The following is a 19,400-nucleotide window of genomic DNA, read 5'->3' as shown; positions in this document are numbered from 1 at the left end:
TTTAGTTCCTGCGCAATTCTGGGAAAACCGCTTCCCATTTTCTCCGAATTGCTTCAGCCGGTGACGAAGTCGAAAAGCAGCTTGACGTTCAGCCCGGCGATGACGACCGCGATCAGATAGGCGATGCCGCTCAGCCAGCGGGGCGCCACCAGTTCGCCCATCTTGGCCTTGCTGGCGGTGAACATCACCAGCGGGAAGACGGCGAAGGAAAGCTGCAGGCTGAGGACCACCTGTGTCAGGATCAGCAGCTGTGCCGTGCCCTGATCGCCGTACCAGATGGTGACGATCGCCGCAGGCACGATGGCGATGGCGCGGGTGATCAGCCGGCGTACCCACGGCTTCAGCCGGATCTTGAGGAAGCCTTCCATGACGATCTGGCCGGCAAGCGTTGCCGTCACCGTCGAGTTGAGGCCGCAGCAGAGAAGTGCGATGCCGAACAGCGTTGGCGCGATGGCGAGGCCGAGCAGCGGCGATAGCAATGAATGGGCCTCGCCGAGTTCGACGACGTCGGTCTTGCCGTTGGCATTGAAGGCGGCGGCCGCCAGGATCAGGATCGAGGCGTTGATCAGCAGCGCGAAACACAGCGCGACCGTGGAATCGATCGTCGCAAAGGTCAGCGCCTCCCTCTTCTCGGGAACGGTATGGCCGTAGGCCCGCGTCTGCACGATGCCGGAGTGGAGGTAGAGATTGTGCGGCATGACGGTCGCGCCGAGAATGCCGAGCGCCAGATAGAGCATCTCGGGATTTGTGACAATCTCGGTGGTCGGGAAGAAGCCGGTGAGGACGGCGCCCCATTGTGGGTCGGCAAGCAGGATCTGCACGCCGAAGCAGACCGCGATGACGCCGAGCAGCGCGATGATGAAGGCCTCCACCCAGCGGAAGCCGAGCTTTTGCAGGAAGAGGATCACGAAGACGTCGAGCGCGGTGATCAGCACGCCGAGTTCGAGCGGGATACCCATCAACAGGTTGAGGCCGATCGCCGTGCCGATCACCTCGGCGATATCGGTGGCGATGATGGCGATTTCCGCAAAGGCCCAGAGCGGCACCGAGACATATCTCGGAAAAGCGTCGCGGCAGGCCTGCGCAAGATCGCGCCCGGAAGCGATCGCCAGACGCGCACAGAGCGCTTGCAGCACGATCGCCATCAGGTTGGAAAGCAGCGCGACGGTGAGCAGCGCGTATCCAAATTTCGAGCCGCCGGCGAGCGATGTCGCCCAGTTGCCGGGGTCCATGTAACCGACGGCGACCATGTAGCCCGGCCCGGCGAAAGCTGCCGCCCTTCGCCATGTCGAGCTGTGACGCCCCGTTCCGACGGTGCGGTAGACATCGGACAGCGATCCCTCTCCGCGTTCGTGCCGCCAGCCGCTCTTTGCATTCGGATTAAGGACGTCCATGCGATTTCCACCTGTTTTATCGTCAGCGCACTATGACGAATTAGAATGATAATGCAAGTCATTCGCAACAACAAAATCAAACCTGATGTTTTCAGGCCCAATGTTTTCAAGAACGCGGCCATTGCGTTTGCTGTTCCAGCGCATACATGGATGCCGATCGCAAACTGCGATCGTGCGACCCGAAGCGAAGGATGGGAAATGGCCGGATTCTTGAGAAAACTGCTACCGAAACGGTTCCGCAAGGACGGCATCACCATCCCGGTCGTCCGGCTGCAGGGGGCGATCATCAGCGGCGGCGGCCAGTTCCGGCCGACCCTCAACCTCGCTAATGTCTCTCCGGTTCTCGAAAAGGCCTTCGCCATGAAGGACGCGCCGGCGGTTGCCATCTCCATCAATTCACCGGGCGGCTCGCCCGTGCAGTCGCGCCTGATCTTCACCCGCATTCGCGAGCTTGCCCGCGAGAAACAGAAGAAGGTTCTGGTCTTCGTCGAGGATGTCGCCGCCTCTGGCGGTTACATGATCGCGCTTGCCGGCGACGAGATCATCGCCGACGCCACCTCCATCGTCGGCTCGATCGGCGTCGTCTCCGGCGGTTTCGGTTTTCCCGAACTCTTGAAGAAGATCGGCGTCGAGCGCCGCGTCTATACGGCCGGCGAAAACAAGGTGATCCTCGATCCTTTCCAGCCGGAAAAGGAAAAGGACATCGAGTATCTGAAGAGCCTGCAGCTCGAAATCCATCAGGTCTTCATCTCCATGGTGCGCGAACGTCGCGCCGGCAAGCTGAGGGACGATACGGCGGTGTTTTCCGGCCTGTTCTGGAGCGGCACGCGCGGCCTGGAGCTCGGCCTCATCGATGGCCTCGGCGACATGCGCCAGGAACTGAAAAGGCGCTACGGCCAGAAGACCAAGCTGGAGCTCGTCACCGCCGGCCGCGGCCTGTTCGGCCGCCGAATTCCAGGCGTGTCGCCGGTTTCGCTCGAGGGCGCTGCCTCCGGTCTCGCAACAGGGCTTGTCGAAGCGGCGGAAGAGAGAGCATTGTGGAGCCGTTTCGGGCTTTGAAGGGAGCAAAAGAGGGGCATGCCGCAATTAATTACCATTCTGATCCTGGTCTTCTCAGCCTGGTGGCTCTACCGCCGCTTCGTCTCTGATGCCCGCAAGCTCGCCGAAAAGTCGCGCCGTGCTGAAAAGGAACGCCAGACCGGTGCGATCGGCACGCTGGTCAAGGATCCGGCGACCGGAGAATACCGGCTGAAGCGCGAGGGAGAATAACAGGCTTCGCCACTCATTTGCCTCTGATCCGCCTGCCAATCCGGGCGCTCTGTAGGTGGGAAGCCCCCTCTGCCCCGCCGGGCATCTCCCCCACAGGTGGGGAGATCGGCAAGTGGCCAAGGCTTCTCCAAACAACGGAACGCCTGCGCGGAGGCGTTATGAAGGCCGGGACATTCCCCCCAGCCGATCTCCCCCCTTGTGGGGGAGATGCCCGGCAGGGCAGAGGGGGGTACCCCGCAGCACAAGAAAGAATTCCTCTTTCCTATCGGCATTCGACGCTTCTCCGCCGCCGCAAAAGTCTTGACCCCCGGCGCCCTCCATGGCACCTGTCGCGCCGATAAATCCCACGCAATCGGTGCCGTTCGATGTCAGCTATCCCAGACCATATGAACCCGAAGCGCTCCTTTCAGGCGCTGATCCTGACCCTGCATAACTACTGGGCGGACAAGGGTTGCGCGGTGCTGCAGCCCTACGACATGGAAGTCGGCGCCGGCACCTTCCACCCGGCCACCACGCTGCGCGCCCTCGGCCCCAAACCGTGGAAGGCCGCTTACGTCCAGCCGTCTCGCCGTCCGTCCGACGGCCGCTACGGCGAGAACCCGAACCGGTTGCAGCATTATTACCAATACCAGGTCATCCTGAAGCCCAACCCGCCCAACCTGCAGGAGCTCTATCTCGGCTCGCTGTCGGCGATCGGCCTCGATCCGCTGCTGCATGATATCCGTTTCGTCGAGGACGACTGGGAAAGCCCGACGCTTGGCGCCTGGGGCCTCGGCTGGGAATGCTGGTGCGATGGCATGGAAGTCTCGCAGTTCACCTATTTCCAGCAGGTCTGCGGTATCGAATGCTCACCGGTATCGGGCGAACTGACCTATGGTCTCGAACGCCTCGCCATGTATGTCCAGGGCGTCGACAATGTCTATGACCTGAACTTCAACGGCCGCGACGGCGACGAGAAGATCAGCTATGGCGACGTCTTCCTGCAGGCCGAGCAGGAATATTCGCGCCATAATTTCGAATTCGCCAATACCGAGATGCTGCATCGCCACTTCGTCGATGCCGAGAAGGAGTGCCGCGCGCTGCTCGATGCCGGCGCCCCCGGCGACAACGCCAACCAGCGCCTGCACAAATGCGTCTTCCCGGCCTATGACCAGTGCATCAAGGCAAGCCATGTCTTCAACCTGCTCGATGCCCGCGGCGTCATCTCGGTCACCGAGCGCCAGAGCTATATCCTACGCGTGCGCACCCTCGCCAAGGCCTGCGGCGAAGCCTTCCTGCTGACCGACGCCGGCGGCGTCAATCTGGCCAAAGAGGCGGCGTGACACAACAGCCCGCCAGTCGCATCATCCATATCAACGGCTGGCCGGGCACTGGAAAGCTGACTGTCGGCCGCCTGCTGGCGAAGAGGCTCGGCGCGCGGCTCGTTGATAATCACATGCTGCTCAATCCGGCTGAGGCCCTGTTCTCGCGCAGCGATCCGCTGCACGCATCGCTGCGGGGGCAGATCCGCCAGGCGGTTTTCGGCCATGCCGTGCGCGCCGACCCGGCTGAAAGCTTCGTCTTCACCGATGCTTTGTCGGACGATGCACAAGACACTGCGACCTTCACCTGGTATCGCGATCTGGCTGCCGCAAGAGGCGCCGATCTGGTGGCGATCCTGCTCGATTGCGCCCCGGAAGAGAACGCCAGGCGCCTTGTTTCTCCCGGCCGGTCCGGGGCGCTCAAGCTGACGGATATTGCGGTACTGCAACGGCTGCGGGCAAACCATAGGCTGCTGCGCGGGCTGGCTGAACGCACCGTCGAAATCGACACGACAGGCCTTTTGCCGGAGCAGACGACGGCCCGAATCCTCGGAGATATCGGCGTTTGACGGCAGCCGGCAAAACCGCTTAGTGTCCGCCCGGACATTACTTCGCTGCGGGGGATTCGCGATGTATATTGCACTTGGCGTCATCGTTCTGGTCGCGCTCTATCTCGTCTTCATCTACAATGGCCTGGTTCGCGCGCGGCAGATGGCTGAGGAAGCCTGGTCGGGCATCGATGTCCAGCTCAAGCGCCGCGCCGATCTGATCCCGAACCTGATCGAGACGGTCAAGGGCTATGCCGCCCATGAAAAGTCGACGCTCGAAGAGGTGGTTGAGCTCCGCAACAAGGCGCAAGCCGTGCCATCAGGCGATGTCGCCGGCAGGGCGCAGGCGGAAGGTCTGCTCGGCCAGGCGCTCGGCCGCGTCATGGCGCTCGCCGAAGCCTATCCCGATCTCAAGGCCAACCAGAATTTTGCCGAGCTCCAGGCTTCGTTGGAAACCATGGAAGGCGAGCTGCAGATGGCGCGGCGTTACTACAACGGCGCCGCCCGCGATCTCAACGTCAAGGTCGAAAGCTTCCCGTCCAATCTCGTCGCCGGCCAGTTCGGTTTTGCCAAGCGGGAATATTTCGAAATCACCAACGAGGCCGACCGCGCCGTCCCCACCGTGAAATTCTGACGATCCGGCATTTTGCCTTTGCAAGAAAGCGATTAAGAGCAAGGGCAGATTGCGGCCGGCTTGAGCATGTCGCGCAAAACCAAGGACCTGAAGGGTGGGCCAAGCGAATCTGAAAGATCGCGACGCGCTTCAGGGTCGCCCCATGGACGGAAGAATAGCATGACACGCACAGCCAAACTCACGATCATTCCGCCGGGCCGGCCGCTTTCAGGCCGCGCCATGCCGCCGGGCTCCAAGTCGATCACCAATCGCGCGCTGCTGCTTGCCGGCCTTGCGAAGGGCACCAGCCGGCTGACCGGGGCGCTGAAGAGCGACGATACGCGCTATATGGCCGACGCGCTGCGTGCCATGGGTGTCGCGATCGACGAGCCTGACGACACCAGCTTCGTCATTACCGCCAGCGGCAGGCTGCTGCCGCCGAAGGCGCCGCTGTTCCTCGGCAATGCCGGCACGGCGACACGCTTCCTGGCGGCGGCTGCGGCTTTGGTCGACGGCACCGTTATCGTCGATGGCGACGAACATATGCGCAAGCGCCCGATCGGCCCGTTGGTCGAGGCGATGCGCACGCTCGGCATCGACGTGGCCGCCGAGACCGGCTGCCCGCCGGTCACCGTCAAGGGCACCGGCCGCTTCCAGGCTGACCGCATCCGCATCGATGGCGGCCTGTCCAGCCAATATGTTTCGGCACTGCTGATGATGGCGGCCGGCGGCGACCGGCCGGTCGATATCGAACTCGTCGGCGAGGATATCGGCGCACTCGGCTATATCGACCTGACCACGGCGGCGATGAAGGCTTTCGGCGCAAAGGTCGAGAAGACCAGCCCCGTCACATGGCGTGTCGCGCCGACCGGCTACCGCGCCGCCGATTTCATCGTCGAGCCGGATGCCTCGGCTGCGACCTATCTCTGGGCCACCGAAGTGCTGACCGGCGGCGCGATCGATCTCGGTGTTCCCTCCGGCGCCTTCTCGCAGCCCGATGCGCGCGCCTATGACATCATCGCCAAATTCCCGCATCTCCCGGCAGAGATCGACGGCTCGCAGATGCAGGATGCCGTCCCGACCCTTGCCGTGCTTGCCGCATTCAACGAGACGCCGGTTCGCTTCGTCGGCATCGCCAATCTGCGCGTCAAGGAATGCGATCGCATCCGGGCGCTCTCGACCGGCCTCAACCGCATTTTTTCAGGCCTTGCCCGCGAAGAGGGCGACGATCTGATCGTGCAGTCCGATCCCGCACTTGCAGGAAAGCGTCTATCGGCGGAGATCGACAGTTTCGCCGATCACCGCATTGCCATGAGCTTCGCGCTCGCCGGGCTCAAGATCGACGGCATTACCATTCTCGATCCGGATTGCGTCGGCAAGACCTTCCCCGCCTACTGGCGGACGCTGGCGGCACTCGGCGTGACCTATCAGAACAACGATTGACGAAACGCAGCCGAGGCTGCCGGCGGGGAGACAGGGATGGGGCGTCGGGTTTTCGGATTTTGTTTTGCGCTGTTGTTGATGCTCGCCGCTCCGGCGGTGTTTGCCGCCGAGGTGATCGACGGTTTCGCTTCCGATATCGTGCTCGAAAAGAGCGGCGCGATGACGGTGACGGAAACGATCACCGTTAACGCAGAGAACAACCAGATCAACCACGGCATCTTCCGTGACTTCCCGCTCTATTTCACCGATGCCACAGGCCGTCGCCGCAGCGTCGATTTCGATATGGTCTCGGTCCAGCGTGATGGCGATAACGAGCCCTGGCACACCGAGTCGATATCAGGCGGCATCCGCATCTATGCCGGTTCTCCCGATGTGACGGTGACGCCGGGCCGTCATCAATATGTCTTCACCTACAAAACCAACCGCCAGATCCGCTATTTCGACGATCATGACGAACTCTACTGGAACGTCACCGGCAATGGCTGGATCTTCCCGATCCGCTCGGCAACGGCGACGGTGCACCTGCCGCCCGGTGTCGGCGCCACTGATACGATCTTCTTCACCGGCCCGGAGGGCGCGACCGGCAAGAATGCCCGCGTCAGCGAAACCGGCGCCGGCCTGGTCTTTTCGACGACCGAGCCGCTTGAGGCCCGTGAAGGCCTGACATTTTCGATCAAGATGGCGAAGGGCGCCATCGATGCGCCGAGCGCCGATATGGAAAGCAGCTGGTGGCTGAAGGACAACCGCAATTATTTCATCGGCTTCGGCGGTCTCATCCTCGTCTTCGCATACTACACGCGCTCCTGGCTGAAGGTCGGCCGCGATCCCGCCCGCGGCGTCGTCGTGCCGCGCTGGGATGCGCCAGACGGCATCTCGCCGGCACTGGTCAACTACATCGATAATAAGGGCTTCTCCGGCGGAGGCTGGACGGCGCTGTCCGCCACCGCACTCAATCTCGCCGTTCGCGGCTACGTCAAGCTCGAGGACCTGAAGAATTCGATCGTCATCAGCGGCACCGGCAAGCCGCTCGGCAAGGAGAAATTCCAGGCCGGCGAGACCGAATTGCTGAAGGTTGCCGGCGGCGCCGGCTCGACGCTGACGATCGACAAGGCCAATGGCGAACGGGTGAAGTCGGTCGGCCAGGCCTTTCGCTCGGCGATCGAGAAGGAGCACCGCGGCAAATATTACAATTCCAACCTCGGTTATACCGCAGGCGGCATCGTGCTCAGCGCCGCCGCCCTGGTGATACTGTTCGTCTTCGGTTCGCTGGAGCCCGACACGATCGCGCTGATGCTGATTCCAATCGCCATCTCGGTCTTCGTTGCGGTGTTTGCCGCCGGCCTCGTCAGATCGGTGCATCGCGGCAAGTCGCTGTTCGGCAAGATCATCGCCATCATCTCCACGGCGATCGGCGTTTTCGTCGGCGTCAGCATCCTGGCGATCATGGTAATGGTGCTCACCTCGTCGCTGATGGAGCTGCATGAAACGCCGATGCTCTTTGCCATCGGCGGCATCGTGCTTTTGAACATCCTCTATTTCTTCATCATGGGCGCCCCGACCCCGCTCGGCGCCAAGATGATGGATGGCATAGACGGCCTGCGCCAGTATCTGACGCTTGCCGAGAAGGACCGGATGAACACGGCCGGCGCGCCCTCTATGTCGCCGCAGCATTTCGAGACGCTACTGCCCTATGCGGTGGCGCTCGGCGTCGAAAAGCCCTGGTCGCGCACTTTCGAGACCTGGCTTGCGGCAGCTGCCGCCGGCGCGGCTGCCGCCTATGCGCCCGCCTGGTACTCCGGCAATTTCAACAGCGGCAGTTTCTCTGATCGCATCGGCGGCTTTTCCTCGTCGATGGCCTCGACCATCGCTTCGACGATTCCTTCGCCGCCGCCGTCCAGTTCATCCTCCGGTTTTTCCGGCGGCGGCTCGTCCGGCGGGGGCGGCGGAGGCGGCGGAGGCGGGGGCTGGTAGCTTTCCCGCTTGACCTTTCGGTCCTTCGCCCTTAACCGCCAGACGAAACAGGAAAGGGTCGCGCATGAAGGTTCTGTTGATCGGATCGGGCGGACGCGAGCATGCGCTCGCCTGGAAGCTGGCGCAATCGCCGTTGATGACGGAATTCTACGCCGCACCCGGCAATCCCGGCATTGCCGAACACGCCGTGCTGGTGCCGGTTGACATCGAGGATCACCAAGCTGTCGCGAACTTCTGCAAGGACAAGGCGATCGATTTCGTCGTCGTCGGACCGGAGGCGCCGCTGGTTGCCGGCCTCGCCGACCGGCTGCGTGCCGATGGCCTGGCGGTCTTCGGTCCTTCCGCTGCCGCAGCCCAGCTCGAGGGTTCCAAAGGCTTCACCAAGGATATTTGCGCCCGCTACGATATTCCGACAGGTGCCTACCAGCGCTTCAACAATGGACCGACGGCTAAAGCCTACATCCGCGCCGAGGGTGTGCCGATCGTCGTCAAGGCCGATGGCCTTGCCGCCGGCAAGGGCGTGACGGTTGCGATGACGCTGGACGAGGCGCTGGCAGCTGTCGATGACTGCTTCGAAGGCGCCTTTGGCGCTGCCGGCGCCGAAGTCGTCGTCGAAGCCTATCTCGATGGCGAGGAGGCGAGCTTCTTCTGCCTCTGCGATGGCAAACATGCGCTGCCGCTCGCAACCGCCCAGGATCACAAGCGGGTGGGCGAGGGCGATACCGGCGTCAATACCGGCGGCATGGGCGCCTATTCGCCGGCGCCTGTGATGACCGCCGAGATCGTCGAACGCACCATGAAAGAGATCATCGAACCGACGATGCGCGGCATGGCCGAGAGCGGTCATCCTTTCTCCGGCGTCTTTTTCGCCGGGCTGATGATCACCCAGAAGGGGCCTGAGCTCATCGAATACAATGTCCGCTTCGGCGATCCTGAATGCCAGGTGATGATGATGCGGTTGAAGAGCGATCTGCTGCCGCTGCTGCTTGCCACCGCCAACGGCACGCTCGATCAGGTCAACGCCGAATGGAACGACGATCCGGCCCTGACCGTGGTCATGGCGTCCAAGGGTTACCCTGGCGCCTACGAGAAGAATACGCCGATCCTTTCCCTGCCGGATGCAGGCGAAGGCGAGAAGGTGTTTCATGCCGGCACGGCTCTGAAAGACGGTGCGCTGGTTGCGACCGGCGGCCGCGTGCTGAACGTTACCGCGTCGGGCGGCACGGTCGCCGAGGCCAAGGACCGCGCCTACGCGCTGCTCGACAGGGTGAGATGGGAAAACGGTTTCTGCCGGCGTGACATCGGCTGGCGGGCGATCGAGCGCGAAACCGGCTCGGCATGAGTATAAACCGGCCCGTTCTTTAAATTTTTACCCTTTCCCCTGACGGGATGGAAACAAAGCTGCGCTAATTTGCTCCCAAGATGAGACGGAGTGGCATTGATGCGTCAGATTTCCCTCGGTGCGGCAATCCTGCTGATGGCAGGTTCTGCGATGGCGTCCTCGATAGAGGTGATCGGCAAGACTGCGCCGCGCGATGATGGCAGCATCGTTACCGAAACCTGCGCCCATTGCCCGCCGCTCCAGGCCGAGCTGACCAACAAGGACTATACGGTGCCGGAGCTGAAGCCCGGCGTCCTCCAGGCGAGTGAAATCCGTGATGTCGGCGGTGAAAAGAAGATCTATCGCACCGAAGGCTGGATGGGCGGCTCGCCCGTCGTCTTCGTCAGCAAGGCGACGCCTGAATCCATGATTGCGACCGCGCCGGCGGCGCCGGTAGACGGCATCGACATGAATGCAACCACCGCGGCGGTCATTGGCGGCGACGCCAAGCCCGTTGTGGCAGGTATGGCGGAACAACCGGCAGCGCTTAACGCTTCCGAATTCAAGCTGCGTTTCTAGGAGCAACTTCCAGGAAAACTGCCAAGCGGTTTTCCCAGGCAAAGCGCGAAGCGGTTTTGCCGGGAATTGCCTAAACAACAAGTTCCCTGCCCCGCCTGATCAAGGTTTCGATCGTTTGGGGGTCCACCACAGGTGGGCCGAATGCACCCTCGATGAGCAGCGGGGGTGCATTCCTGTTTTGATGCACCGGGCAAGCTGAGAATTCGAAAAGAAATGATATTAGGCCTGCGGATGAAAATCCGTCGGTGTGCCTAACTCTACCCCCTGATTTTCAGGGAAGTTCACATCGCGTTCAATAAAGTTAAAGCTTTTTTATAGGGTGAGCATCAATTGTCACTTTACCCGGTCGCAGCATGTTTATTTTAGCAGCGGTAGACGCGTCCTCTTTTTCGGCGCGCTCGCACAGGCGGTAGAAAACCGCACCGGAATGCAGCTATCCATTCCCGTTGCGAGGCGTCATGAAAAATTTGAAGATATCGAAGCAGCTCATATTGCTGGTCGTCGGCCTGATGGTGGCGTTTGCAATCGCCACCTCCCTGCAGATCCGCTCCTCCGTCAATGCGATTTACAACGAACGCTACGACATGCTGCGGGCGGAGGTGCAGTCTGCCGTCTCTGTTCTCAAAATCTACCAGGCGAAAGTGACTGCCGGCGAAATGACGCTGGAAGATGCCCAGAAGCAGGCCTACGCCACGGTCAATGCGATGAAATACGATCCGGACGGCTATTTCTTCGGCTATAGCTATGATGTCCAGATGGTGTTCCACTACGATGCCTCGAAAGTCGGTCAGGTCAACAAGGGCCAGCCGGACAGCAAAGGCAAGCTCTATCGCGATGAGCTGGTCAGGCTCGGGCAGCAGGGCGGCGGTCTCGTCGAATATTATTCCACAGCCAAACCGGGCCAGCCCGCTGGCGATTTTCGCAAGACGGCCTATGCACAGGCCTTCGATCCCTGGAAGGTCGTCGTTGTCACCGGCGTCTATATGGACGATCTCGATGCTCAGATAAACAGCACGATCCTGACCGCGCTCTCCGGCAGCATCGTTCTGTTCTTCCTTGCCATGACAGCCGCATACTTCGTCATCCGCGGCATATCGGGACCTCTCAACAACGTGCATGCCGCCCTGAAGGCCGTCGCCGAAGAGGATGTTTCGATCGCCATCCCGCATACCGGGATGAACAACGAAGTCGGCATGATGGCCAAGGCGACGTTGTCGCTGCAGGAAAAGATCAGGGAACGCCATCAGATGTCCGATCGCGAGGCGGCTCAGCAGCTGGCTCTGGAAAGCGAGCGCGAGAACAATCTGCGCCAGCAGCAGGATGAGACGACGCTCCAGGCGCGCGTGGTGGCGACGATCGGCCAGGCGCTGGCGATGATTGCCCGTGGCGATCTTACAGTCCGCTGCGCTGATCTCGGCCAGAAGTATGCCGCCCTCCGCGACAACTTCAACGATGCGCTGTCGCATCTCGAAGCCGCCATGGCCAAGGTCAGCGCCAAGGGCACCGACATCGGCACCAGCAAGGAAGAGATCCGCCGTGCTTCCAACGAGCTGTCGCAGCGCACCGAGCGCCAGGCCGCCAGCTTGGAAGAAACCTCGGCCGCTCTCGATGAGCTCACCGTCGCCGTCCGCCAGACGGCCGATGGCGCCCATGAGGCGAGCAAGCGTGTTCACTCGGTCAGCACCGAGGCCACCCATAGCGATGCGATCGTCACCCAGGCGATCGAGGCGATGAGCGGCATCGAGAAGTCGTCCTCGGAAATCACCAAGATCATCGGCGTCATCGACGAGATCGCCTTCCAGACCAACCTTCTGGCGCTGAATGCCGGCGTCGAAGCGGCGCGCGCCGGTGAATCCGGCAAGGGTTTTGCGGTCGTCGCTCAGGAAGTGCGCGAACTTGCCCAGCGTTCCGCCGCGGCCGCCAAGGAGATCAAGGACCAGATCGCCCGCTCCTCCAGCCAGGTCGACCATGGCGTCCGTCTGGTCGGCGAGGCAGGCGAAGCGCTGAAGCGGATCTCCGACCAGATCAAGGCCGCCAACGAGATCGTCGCCAAGATCGCCCACAGCGCTTCCGAACAGGACACGACACTGCGCTCGATCTCCTCGTCGATGAACCAGCTCGACGCCGCCACCCAGCAGAACGCCGCCATGGCCGAAGAGACCACGGCATCGGCAGAGACGCTGGCCACCGATACCGACGAGCTGATCGACCTCATCCGCGGCTTCCGCGTCAGTGGCGAAAGCGCTGCCTCGGCCATGCATCAAGGTCGCCGTGCCGCTTAAACGGCGCGGAGACAAAAGCGTTTTTATCACCAAATTTTTAGCGGCCGTCGGTTCTCCGGCGGCCGTGCTTTTTGAGGCTCATTGCCCGATACGTTCGATCAGCCGCTCGATCTCATGATCGGAAAACACTTCGACACCGGCCGCTTTCAGCGCCGCCGCCGTCACGCCATTGCCGGCCTGCTTGTGGCCGGAAAAGGTGCCGTCATAGATGAAACCGAATCCGCAGGACGGGCTGCCGTCGATGAGCAGCGCATAACGGCAGCCGGTCTGCCTTGCGAGCGCCACGGCATTCTTTGCTGCCTGCAGGAACTCTTCCGTCACGTCGGCGCCCGTTAGCTCGACAACCCGCGCCGTGCCGGCCAGCACCTCTTCGCCGGTTGCCGCCTCTGCGATCTCCGCCGGCGGCCGCGGCACCGTCATGCCCGCCGACATCTCCGGACAGATCGTCACCAGCCGACCCTCCGCCCGCCATGTCTCGATTACCGGATGAAGCAACGGCTTCGCCCGCCCGTCATAGCGGACGGCATGGCCCATGAGACAGGCGCTGACGAGAATCTTGCTCTGCATGTCTCTTGAATAACGCGACGACCGCGGCAATGCCAGACCGCCGATGGCGGCCGAACATCACCCCGAAATCTTCGAGAAATCCGCAACCGTTCCCGTTGCCTCGCGGATGAGCCGCAGCAGGGCGAGACGGTTGGCGCGGATGGCGGCGTCCTCGTCGTTGACCAGCACGTCCTCGAAGAAGCGGTCAACCGGGCCGCGCAGCTTGGAGAGCGCTTCCATCGCCGAGCGGAAATCCTCGCCGGCGACGGCGTCCGACGCATCCTTCGAGGCGCCGGAGATTGCGGCGAAGAGCTCATTCTCGGCATCGAGCGTCAGAAGCGCCTGCGAAACGCCATCGGCGATCACGGTGCCCTTCTTTTCCTCGGCGGCGAGCAGCTGCGTTGCCCGCTTGGTGCCGGCGAGCAGGTTCTTGCCGTCTTCCGAGGTGATGAAGGCCGTCAGCGCTTCAACGCGGCGCGCCACCATCAACAAGTCGTCGGCTTCAGGCGTCAGCACGGCGTCGATCAGATCGTGGCGGGCGCCCTGGTCGCGCAGATAGACCTTGAGACGGTCGTGGAAGAAGGAGAGCAGGTCGCCATCCCTTGTTGTTGCCAGCAGCGGCAGACGGATCCTTCGCTCCAGCAGGATCCTGACGACACCGAGGGCCGCCCGCCGCAGAGCAAACGGATCCTTCGACCCTGTCGGCTTTTCATCGATCGCCCAGAAGCCGATCAGCGTATCGAGCTTGTCGGCAAGGGCGATCGTGATCGCCACTCTGTCCTCCGGCACGCGGTCCGACGGACCCTGCGGCTTGTAGTGATCCTCGATCGCTGCGGCAACGGAGGCATCCTCACCCTGCAGCACCGCATATTTGCGGCCCATCAAGCCCTGAAGCTCCGGGAATTCGCCAACCGCTTCGGTGCGCAGATCGGCCTTTGCAAGCACGGCGGCGCGATCGGTGAGAGCCGCATCGGCGCCGGTGATATCAGCCAATCGCTTGGCCAGGGCGCGGATGCGGGCGACGCGTGCGCCCTGCGTGCCGAGCTTGGCATGGAAGGTCACATCGAGCGCATCGAGCTTGGCCATGCGCTGGTCGAGCGGCTTGTTGATGTCGAGGCCGAACTTTGCCGCTGAAGCGGAGAGCATCTCAAGATCCGGCAGATTGCCCTGGTCGCGCTTCCAGAAATGCAGCGCATCGGAAAGCCTTGCCCGCACCACCTTGCCGTTGCCGTGGACGATTTCCTTGCCGCCGTCGCTAGCCTGGATGTTGGAAACCAGGATGAACTTGTTCGATAGCGTTTCGCCACCCTGCGCCCGCGTCACGAAGCATTTCTGGTTGGTCTTGATCGTCAGCCGGATGATTTCGGAGGGGATCGAGAGATAATCCTCCTCGAAGCTGCCCATCAGCACCTGCGGCCATTCGACGAGGCCGGAGACTTCCTCCAGCAGGCCTTCGTCTTCCACCATCTCAAGCCCGTTGGCAAAGGCGATGTCGCGGGCGTCGTGCAGGATGATGTCCTTGCGGCGCTCGGCATCGAGGATGACCTTCGCCTTTTCCAGGTTCGCCGCATAATCGTCGAAGCGCCGCACCGTGATCGCCTCGGGCGCGTGGAAGCGATGGCCGTAGGTGATGTTGGCAGCGGTGATGCCGTCGATCTCGAAGGGGATGACAGTGGTCTCTTCATGCTCCGGGCCGAAGGTGCAGACGATCGACTGCAGCGGCCGCACCCAGCGCAGCGCGCCGGGCTTCGACGAGGCCTTGCCCCAGCGCATCGATTTCGGCCAGGGAAAATCGCGGATGATGCCGGGCATGACATTGCTGACGATCTCTTCCGTCGCACGGCCGGGCTTGGAAATAACCGCGACGTAGAAATCGCCCTTCTTCGGATCGCTCACCACCTGCGCCTCGGAGACCGAGGAAAGGCCGGCACCGCGCAAAAAGCCTTCGATCGCCTTCTCGTTGGCGTCGGTGCGCGGTCCCTTGCGTTCCTCGCGCACATCGGCGGAGCGGGCCGTCAGGCCATGGATGTCGAGCGCAAGCCGCCGCGGTGTCCAATATTCGCGTGCGCCCTCGTAGGAAAGACCCGCTTCGACAAGCGCATCGGTGACGAGCTTCTTCAGGTCGCCGGCAGCTTTGCGCTGCATGCGGGCCGGAATCTCTTCGGAGCGGAGTTCGAGAAGAAGGTTTGGCATGTCAATCTTTTCCTTGCGCCCGCGGGCAGGGCGATCCAAAAACGTTGCTTCTGCTATCAAAGAATGCCGCATCTGCACAACCGCAAAAACGGACGAGAGCGATGGGGTGGGGCAACACGCCGATGGATCCCCGATCCAATAACTTCCGCTGTGGAAACCACAGTCGGGCATTGCCTTGCCGCTTTTCGCCGCTATGGTCCCGCCACCTCTGTCGAAACAGGAAATCCCATGGCCGCAGACCTCCGTTTTCTCGCAGCCCGCATCTCCGCCGAAATCAATGCCCGGCCCGAACAGGCCAAAGCCGCCATCGAGCTGCTCGATGAGGGCGCAACCGTGCCCTTCATTGCCCGCTACCGCAAGGAAGTGACGGGCGGGCTGGATGATACGCAGCTGCGCAATCTCGCCGAGCGGCTGGTCTATCTGCGCGAACTCGAAGCCCGGCGCGACGCGATCGTCGAATCGATCACCGGCCAGGGCAAGATGACCGACGAGCTGATGGCCAAGGTCGCAGGCGCCGAAACCAAGGCCGAGCTCGAAGATCTCTATCTGCCCTACAAGCCGAAGCGCCGCACGCGGGCCGAAATCGCCCGTGAACGTGGCCTCGGCCCGCTCGCCGAGACGATCCTTGCCGACCGCGCCAGGGAACCGGCGTTGCTGGCCGAAGGCTTCGTCACCGCTGATGTGCCCGATGTGAAGACGGCGCTCGAAGGCGCGCGCGACATTGTCGCCGAAGGCATTGCCGAAAACGCCGACCTGCTCGGCAAGCTGCGCGCCCATATGCGCCAGGCTGCGCTGCTGAAGGCCAAGGTCGTCGACGGCAAGCAGGCGGCGGGCGAGAAGTTTTCCGATTATTTCGACCATTCCGAACGCTGGGCGACCGCCCCCGGCCACCGCGCGCTCGCCATGCTGCGCGGCTGGAACGAGGAGGTGCTGACGCTGACGATCGAGGCCGACGTCGAGACCGCCTCTCCGAACAAGCCGGTCGAACGCATGATCGTGGCCGCCTACGAGATCGGTACCAGCCGTCCCGGCGACCGCTGGCTGATGGAGGTCGCAAGCTGGACCTGGCGCGTCAAGCTTTCCATGTCGCTCTCGCTCGACCTGATGCGGGAACTGCGCGAAAGGGCAGAAGAGGAGGCGATCCATGTCTTCGCCCGCAATCTCAAGGACCTGCTGCTGGCCGCACCCGCCGGCTCGCGCGCGACGATGGGTCTCGATCCCGGCATCCGCACCGGCGTCAAGGTCGCCGTCGTCGACGGCACCGGCAAGGTGGTGGCGACATCGACCGTCTATCCCTTCCAGCCGAGGAACGACGTGCGCGGCGCCCAGGTCGAGCTCGCCTCGCTGGTCCGCAAGCACAATGTCGAGCTGATCTCGATCGGCAACGGCACCGGCAGCCGCGAAACCGAAAAGCTGGTGGCCGACATGCTGGCCGAGTTGCCGGCGCCGAAGCCGACCAAGGTCATCGTCTCGGAGGCCGGCGCCTCGGTCTATTCCGCCTCGGCGACCGCAGCGGCAGAATTCCCCGATCTCGACGTGTCGCTGCGCGGCGCCGTCTCCATCGCGCGGCGCCTGCAGGATCCGCTGGCCGAACTCGTCAAGATCGAGCCGAAGTCGATCGGCGTCGGCCAGTATCAGCACGACGTCGACCAGCAGAAGCTGTCGCGTTCGCTCGACGCCGTGGTGGAAGACGCGGTGAATGCCGTCGGTGTCGATCTCAACACCGCGTCTGCGCCGCTGCTTTCCCGCGTCTCCGGCCTCGGCCCGTCGATTGCCGACGCCATTGTCCGTCACCGCGACAGCGAAGGCCGTTTCGCGAGCCGGCGGGATCTGTTGAAGGTCGCGAGACTCGGCGGCCGCACCTTCGAGCAATGCGCCGGCTTCCTGCGCATCCCCAACGGCAAGGAGCCGCTCGACTCCTCCTCGGTCCACCCGGAGGCCTACGGCGTCGCCAAGAAGATCGTCGCCGCCTGCGGCCGCGATCTGCGCGCGCTGATGGGCGATAGTGCCGTCTTGAAATCGGTCGATCCGCGCCAGTTTATCGACGAGAAATTCGGCCTGCCGACGGTCAGGGACATTATCGCGGAGCTGGAAAAGCCTGGCCGAGACCCGCGTCCGAGCTTCAAGACCGCGACCTTCGCCGAGGGCGTCAATGAAATTTCCGACCTCAAGCCCGGCATGGTGCTGGAAGGCACGGTGACCAATGTCGCCGCCTTCGGCGCCTTCGTCGATATCGGCGTGCACCAGGATGGTCTGGTACATGTGTCCCAGCTTGCCGATCGCTTCGTCAAGGATCCCCACGAGGTCGTCAAGGCGGGCGATGTCGTCAAGGTGCGGGTTGTCGAAGTCGATGCCAAGCGCAAGCGCATTGCTCTCTCTATGAAACGCGATGACGGTTCTTCAGCGCCGCCGCCGCGCGGTGATTCTCGCCGAGACCAAGGGTCCCGGCCGCAGAACGAGCGCCGGCCTGCAGCTCAGAAACCGGAGAGCCAGGGCGCTTTCGGCGCGGCACTTGCCGAAGCGATGAAGCGAAAATAAGGGTTTAGCCGGCATTTCGGCAAAAATGCAACAGTTTGGCAGCGTTCTGAACAGAGTGCTAAATCCGGCGCTTGTAAGGCGAAAGAGAGCTATTAAGTTGATGTGACCATCCTGTCACATTTGCGAGGCGTGCATGGCGTCGGCATTCTTATCGATCGTCCAGCAAATCGTCCGCAAGGGTTCGTTGAAACTTACCCTTGCCAATGGCGAAACCCACACTATCGGCGACGGCACGGGGGAACCGGTTGTCGCCCGGCTTGCCGATCAGGAGGCCGAGGACGCCATCCGGCGCGACCCGGCCATGAAGCTCGGCGAAATGTACATGCAAGGCCGGTTCATTCTCGAACAGGGCAACATTTACGATTTCCTGTCGCTGGTGAAACAGAACACCACCAACGAGATCTTCGATTTCAAGATGGCGGCACTGCTCCTCGGCCGCATTGCCTGGCAGCAGCTGAAGAGCCGCGTGCCGGTCAATCGCAACAAGCACAATGTCGCCCATCATTACGACCTGTCGGCCAAGCTCTTCGATCTTTTCCTCGATGAGGACTGGCAATATTCCTGCGCCTATTTCGAACCCGCCGGCATCGGTCTCGATGAGGCGCAGCTCGCCAAGAAGCGCCATATCGCCGCCAAGCTTCTGCTCGAGCCGAACCAGCGCATCCTGGAGATCGGCTCCGGCTGGGGCGGCATGGGCATGTACCTGACGGAGGCGACCGAAGGTGCCGAGTTCACCGGCATCACACTGAGCGAGGAGCAACTCAAGGTCTCCCGTACGCGCGCCGAAAAGCGGGGCCTTGCCGACCGGGTGCGATTCGAACTGCAGGACTACCGCACCATGACGGGCAGAAAGTTCGACCGCATCGTCTCGGTCGGCATGTTCGAGCATGTCGGCATCGGCCGTTACGGCAATTTCTTCCGCAAGGTATCGGATCTCCTCGACGACAACGGCGTCATGGTGCTGCATTCGATCGGCCGCCCGAAGCCGAGCTTCGGCACCAATGCCTTCATCGAGAAGTACATCTTCCCGGGCGGCTACATCCCTTCCGTCGGCGAGGTCGTGCCGCCGCTTGAAAAGGCCGGGCTGCTGGTCAAGGATATCGAGATCCTGCCGCTGCATTATGCCTATACGCTGCGCCATTGGCGCGAGCGTTTCGTGGCACGCAAGGCCGAAGCGGTGGCGCTTTACGACGAGCAATTCTTCCGCATGTGGGAATTCTATCTGGCCGGTTCCGAGATGGGCTTCCGCTGGGACGAGCTCTTCATTCTGCAGATCCAGATCGCCAAGAACCAGTTTGCCGTTCCCGACAATCGCAGTTACATCGCGCGCAATGAAGCGAAGCTGAAGGAATTCGAGGCGAGGCGCGCCCCGCTGGAAAAGGTGACGTTCTGACCCCGCGGA

15 protein-coding genes are annotated in these 19,400 nt (G+C 62.4%); 12 read left to right on the top strand and 3 right to left on the bottom strand.

Annotated features, from left to right (window positions below; translation table 11 throughout):
• Window positions 1–53: 53 nt before the first annotated feature.
• On the bottom strand, window positions 54–1,394 hold the full coding sequence (locus HFO99_RS28915; RefSeq protein ID WP_222253302.1) for an Nramp family divalent metal transporter: 1,341 nt from the start codon (window positions 1,392–1,394) through the stop codon (window positions 54–56).
• 198 nt (window positions 1,395–1,592) lie between these two features.
• Between HFO99_RS28915 and HFO99_RS28910 the strand changes: the two genes are divergently transcribed.
• From HFO99_RS28910 to HFO99_RS28865, 10 genes are all read left to right on the top strand, one after another.
• Entirely contained in the window at window positions 1,593–2,453 is an 861-nt protein-coding gene (locus HFO99_RS28910; protein ID WP_164577540.1) for a S49 family peptidase, read from the top strand.
• 18 nt (window positions 2,454–2,471) lie between these two features.
• On the top strand, window positions 2,472–2,663 hold the full coding sequence (locus HFO99_RS28905; protein WP_003556931.1) for a membrane protein: 192 nt from the start codon (window positions 2,472–2,474) through the stop codon (window positions 2,661–2,663).
• 365 nt (window positions 2,664–3,028) lie between these two features.
• A complete protein-coding gene (locus HFO99_RS28900; protein ID WP_170258247.1) occupies window positions 3,029–3,985 on the top strand; it encodes a glycine--tRNA ligase subunit alpha in 957 nt (318 codons plus the stop codon).
• Complete coding sequence (locus tag HFO99_RS28895; protein WP_222365108.1) at window positions 3,982–4,533, top strand: AAA family ATPase; 552 nt, start codon at window positions 3,982–3,984, stop codon at window positions 4,531–4,533. The genes HFO99_RS28900 and HFO99_RS28895 overlap by 4 nt, the downstream gene beginning before the upstream one ends.
• Window positions 4,534–4,594: 61 nt before the next feature.
• Complete coding sequence (locus HFO99_RS28890) at window positions 4,595–5,146, top strand: LemA family protein (protein ID WP_164577536.1); 552 nt, start codon at window positions 4,595–4,597, stop codon at window positions 5,144–5,146.
• A 159-nt stretch (window positions 5,147–5,305) separates the two neighbouring features.
• On the top strand, window positions 5,306–6,568 hold the full coding sequence (gene aroA, locus HFO99_RS28885; RefSeq protein WP_222365106.1) for a 3-phosphoshikimate 1-carboxyvinyltransferase: 1,263 nt from the start codon (window positions 5,306–5,308) through the stop codon (window positions 6,566–6,568).
• A gap of 36 nt (window positions 6,569–6,604) precedes the next feature.
• A complete protein-coding gene (locus tag HFO99_RS28880; RefSeq protein WP_222365103.1) occupies window positions 6,605–8,539 on the top strand; it encodes a DUF2207 domain-containing protein in 1,935 nt (644 codons plus the stop codon).
• A 64-nt stretch (window positions 8,540–8,603) separates the two neighbouring features.
• Window positions 8,604–9,881, top strand: a complete 1,278-nt coding sequence (gene purD, locus HFO99_RS28875; protein ID WP_222365100.1) for a phosphoribosylamine--glycine ligase — start codon at window positions 8,604–8,606, stop codon at window positions 9,879–9,881.
• A gap of 99 nt (window positions 9,882–9,980) precedes the next feature.
• Window positions 9,981–10,439: a plant virulence effector HPE1-like domain-containing protein gene (locus HFO99_RS28870; protein ID WP_222365099.1), complete on the top strand. Its 459-nt coding sequence runs from the start codon at window positions 9,981–9,983 to the stop codon at window positions 10,437–10,439.
• Window positions 10,440–10,897: 458 nt separating this feature from the next.
• Window positions 10,898–12,721, top strand: coding sequence for a methyl-accepting chemotaxis protein (locus HFO99_RS28865; protein ID WP_222365097.1), 1,824 nt, complete (start codon window positions 10,898–10,900; stop codon window positions 12,719–12,721).
• Between the two features lie 78 nt (window positions 12,722–12,799).
• Here HFO99_RS28865 and HFO99_RS28860 read toward each other — a convergent pair whose 3' ends face one another.
• Both HFO99_RS28860 and glyS read right to left on the bottom strand, forming a co-directional pair.
• Window positions 12,800–13,288: a DUF523 domain-containing protein gene (locus tag HFO99_RS28860; protein ID WP_222365095.1), complete on the bottom strand. Its 489-nt coding sequence runs from the start codon at window positions 13,286–13,288 to the stop codon at window positions 12,800–12,802.
• A gap of 57 nt (window positions 13,289–13,345) precedes the next feature.
• On the bottom strand, window positions 13,346–15,460 hold the full coding sequence (gene glyS / locus HFO99_RS28855) for a glycine--tRNA ligase subunit beta (protein ID WP_222365093.1): 2,115 nt from the start codon (window positions 15,458–15,460) through the stop codon (window positions 13,346–13,348).
• A gap of 228 nt (window positions 15,461–15,688) precedes the next feature.
• Here glyS and HFO99_RS28850 point away from each other — a divergent pair, with 228 nt between their 5' ends.
• Both HFO99_RS28850 and HFO99_RS28845 read left to right on the top strand, forming a co-directional pair.
• Window positions 15,689–17,998: a Tex family protein gene (locus tag HFO99_RS28850; protein WP_222365092.1), complete on the top strand. Its 2,310-nt coding sequence runs from the start codon at window positions 15,689–15,691 to the stop codon at window positions 17,996–17,998.
• A gap of 133 nt (window positions 17,999–18,131) precedes the next feature.
• Window positions 18,132–19,391: an SAM-dependent methyltransferase gene (locus HFO99_RS28845; protein WP_222365087.1), complete on the top strand. Its 1,260-nt coding sequence runs from the start codon at window positions 18,132–18,134 to the stop codon at window positions 19,389–19,391.
• Window positions 19,392–19,400 lie beyond the last annotated feature (9 nt).

The organism is Rhizobium leguminosarum (assembly GCF_019798305.1).
In the GTDB taxonomy this organism is placed as follows: Bacteria; Pseudomonadota; Alphaproteobacteria; order Rhizobiales; family Rhizobiaceae; genus Rhizobium; species Rhizobium leguminosarum_U.
The sequence above is the reverse complement of the archived record's forward strand: the minus strand, read 5'-3'. Positions and strand labels throughout refer to the sequence as shown.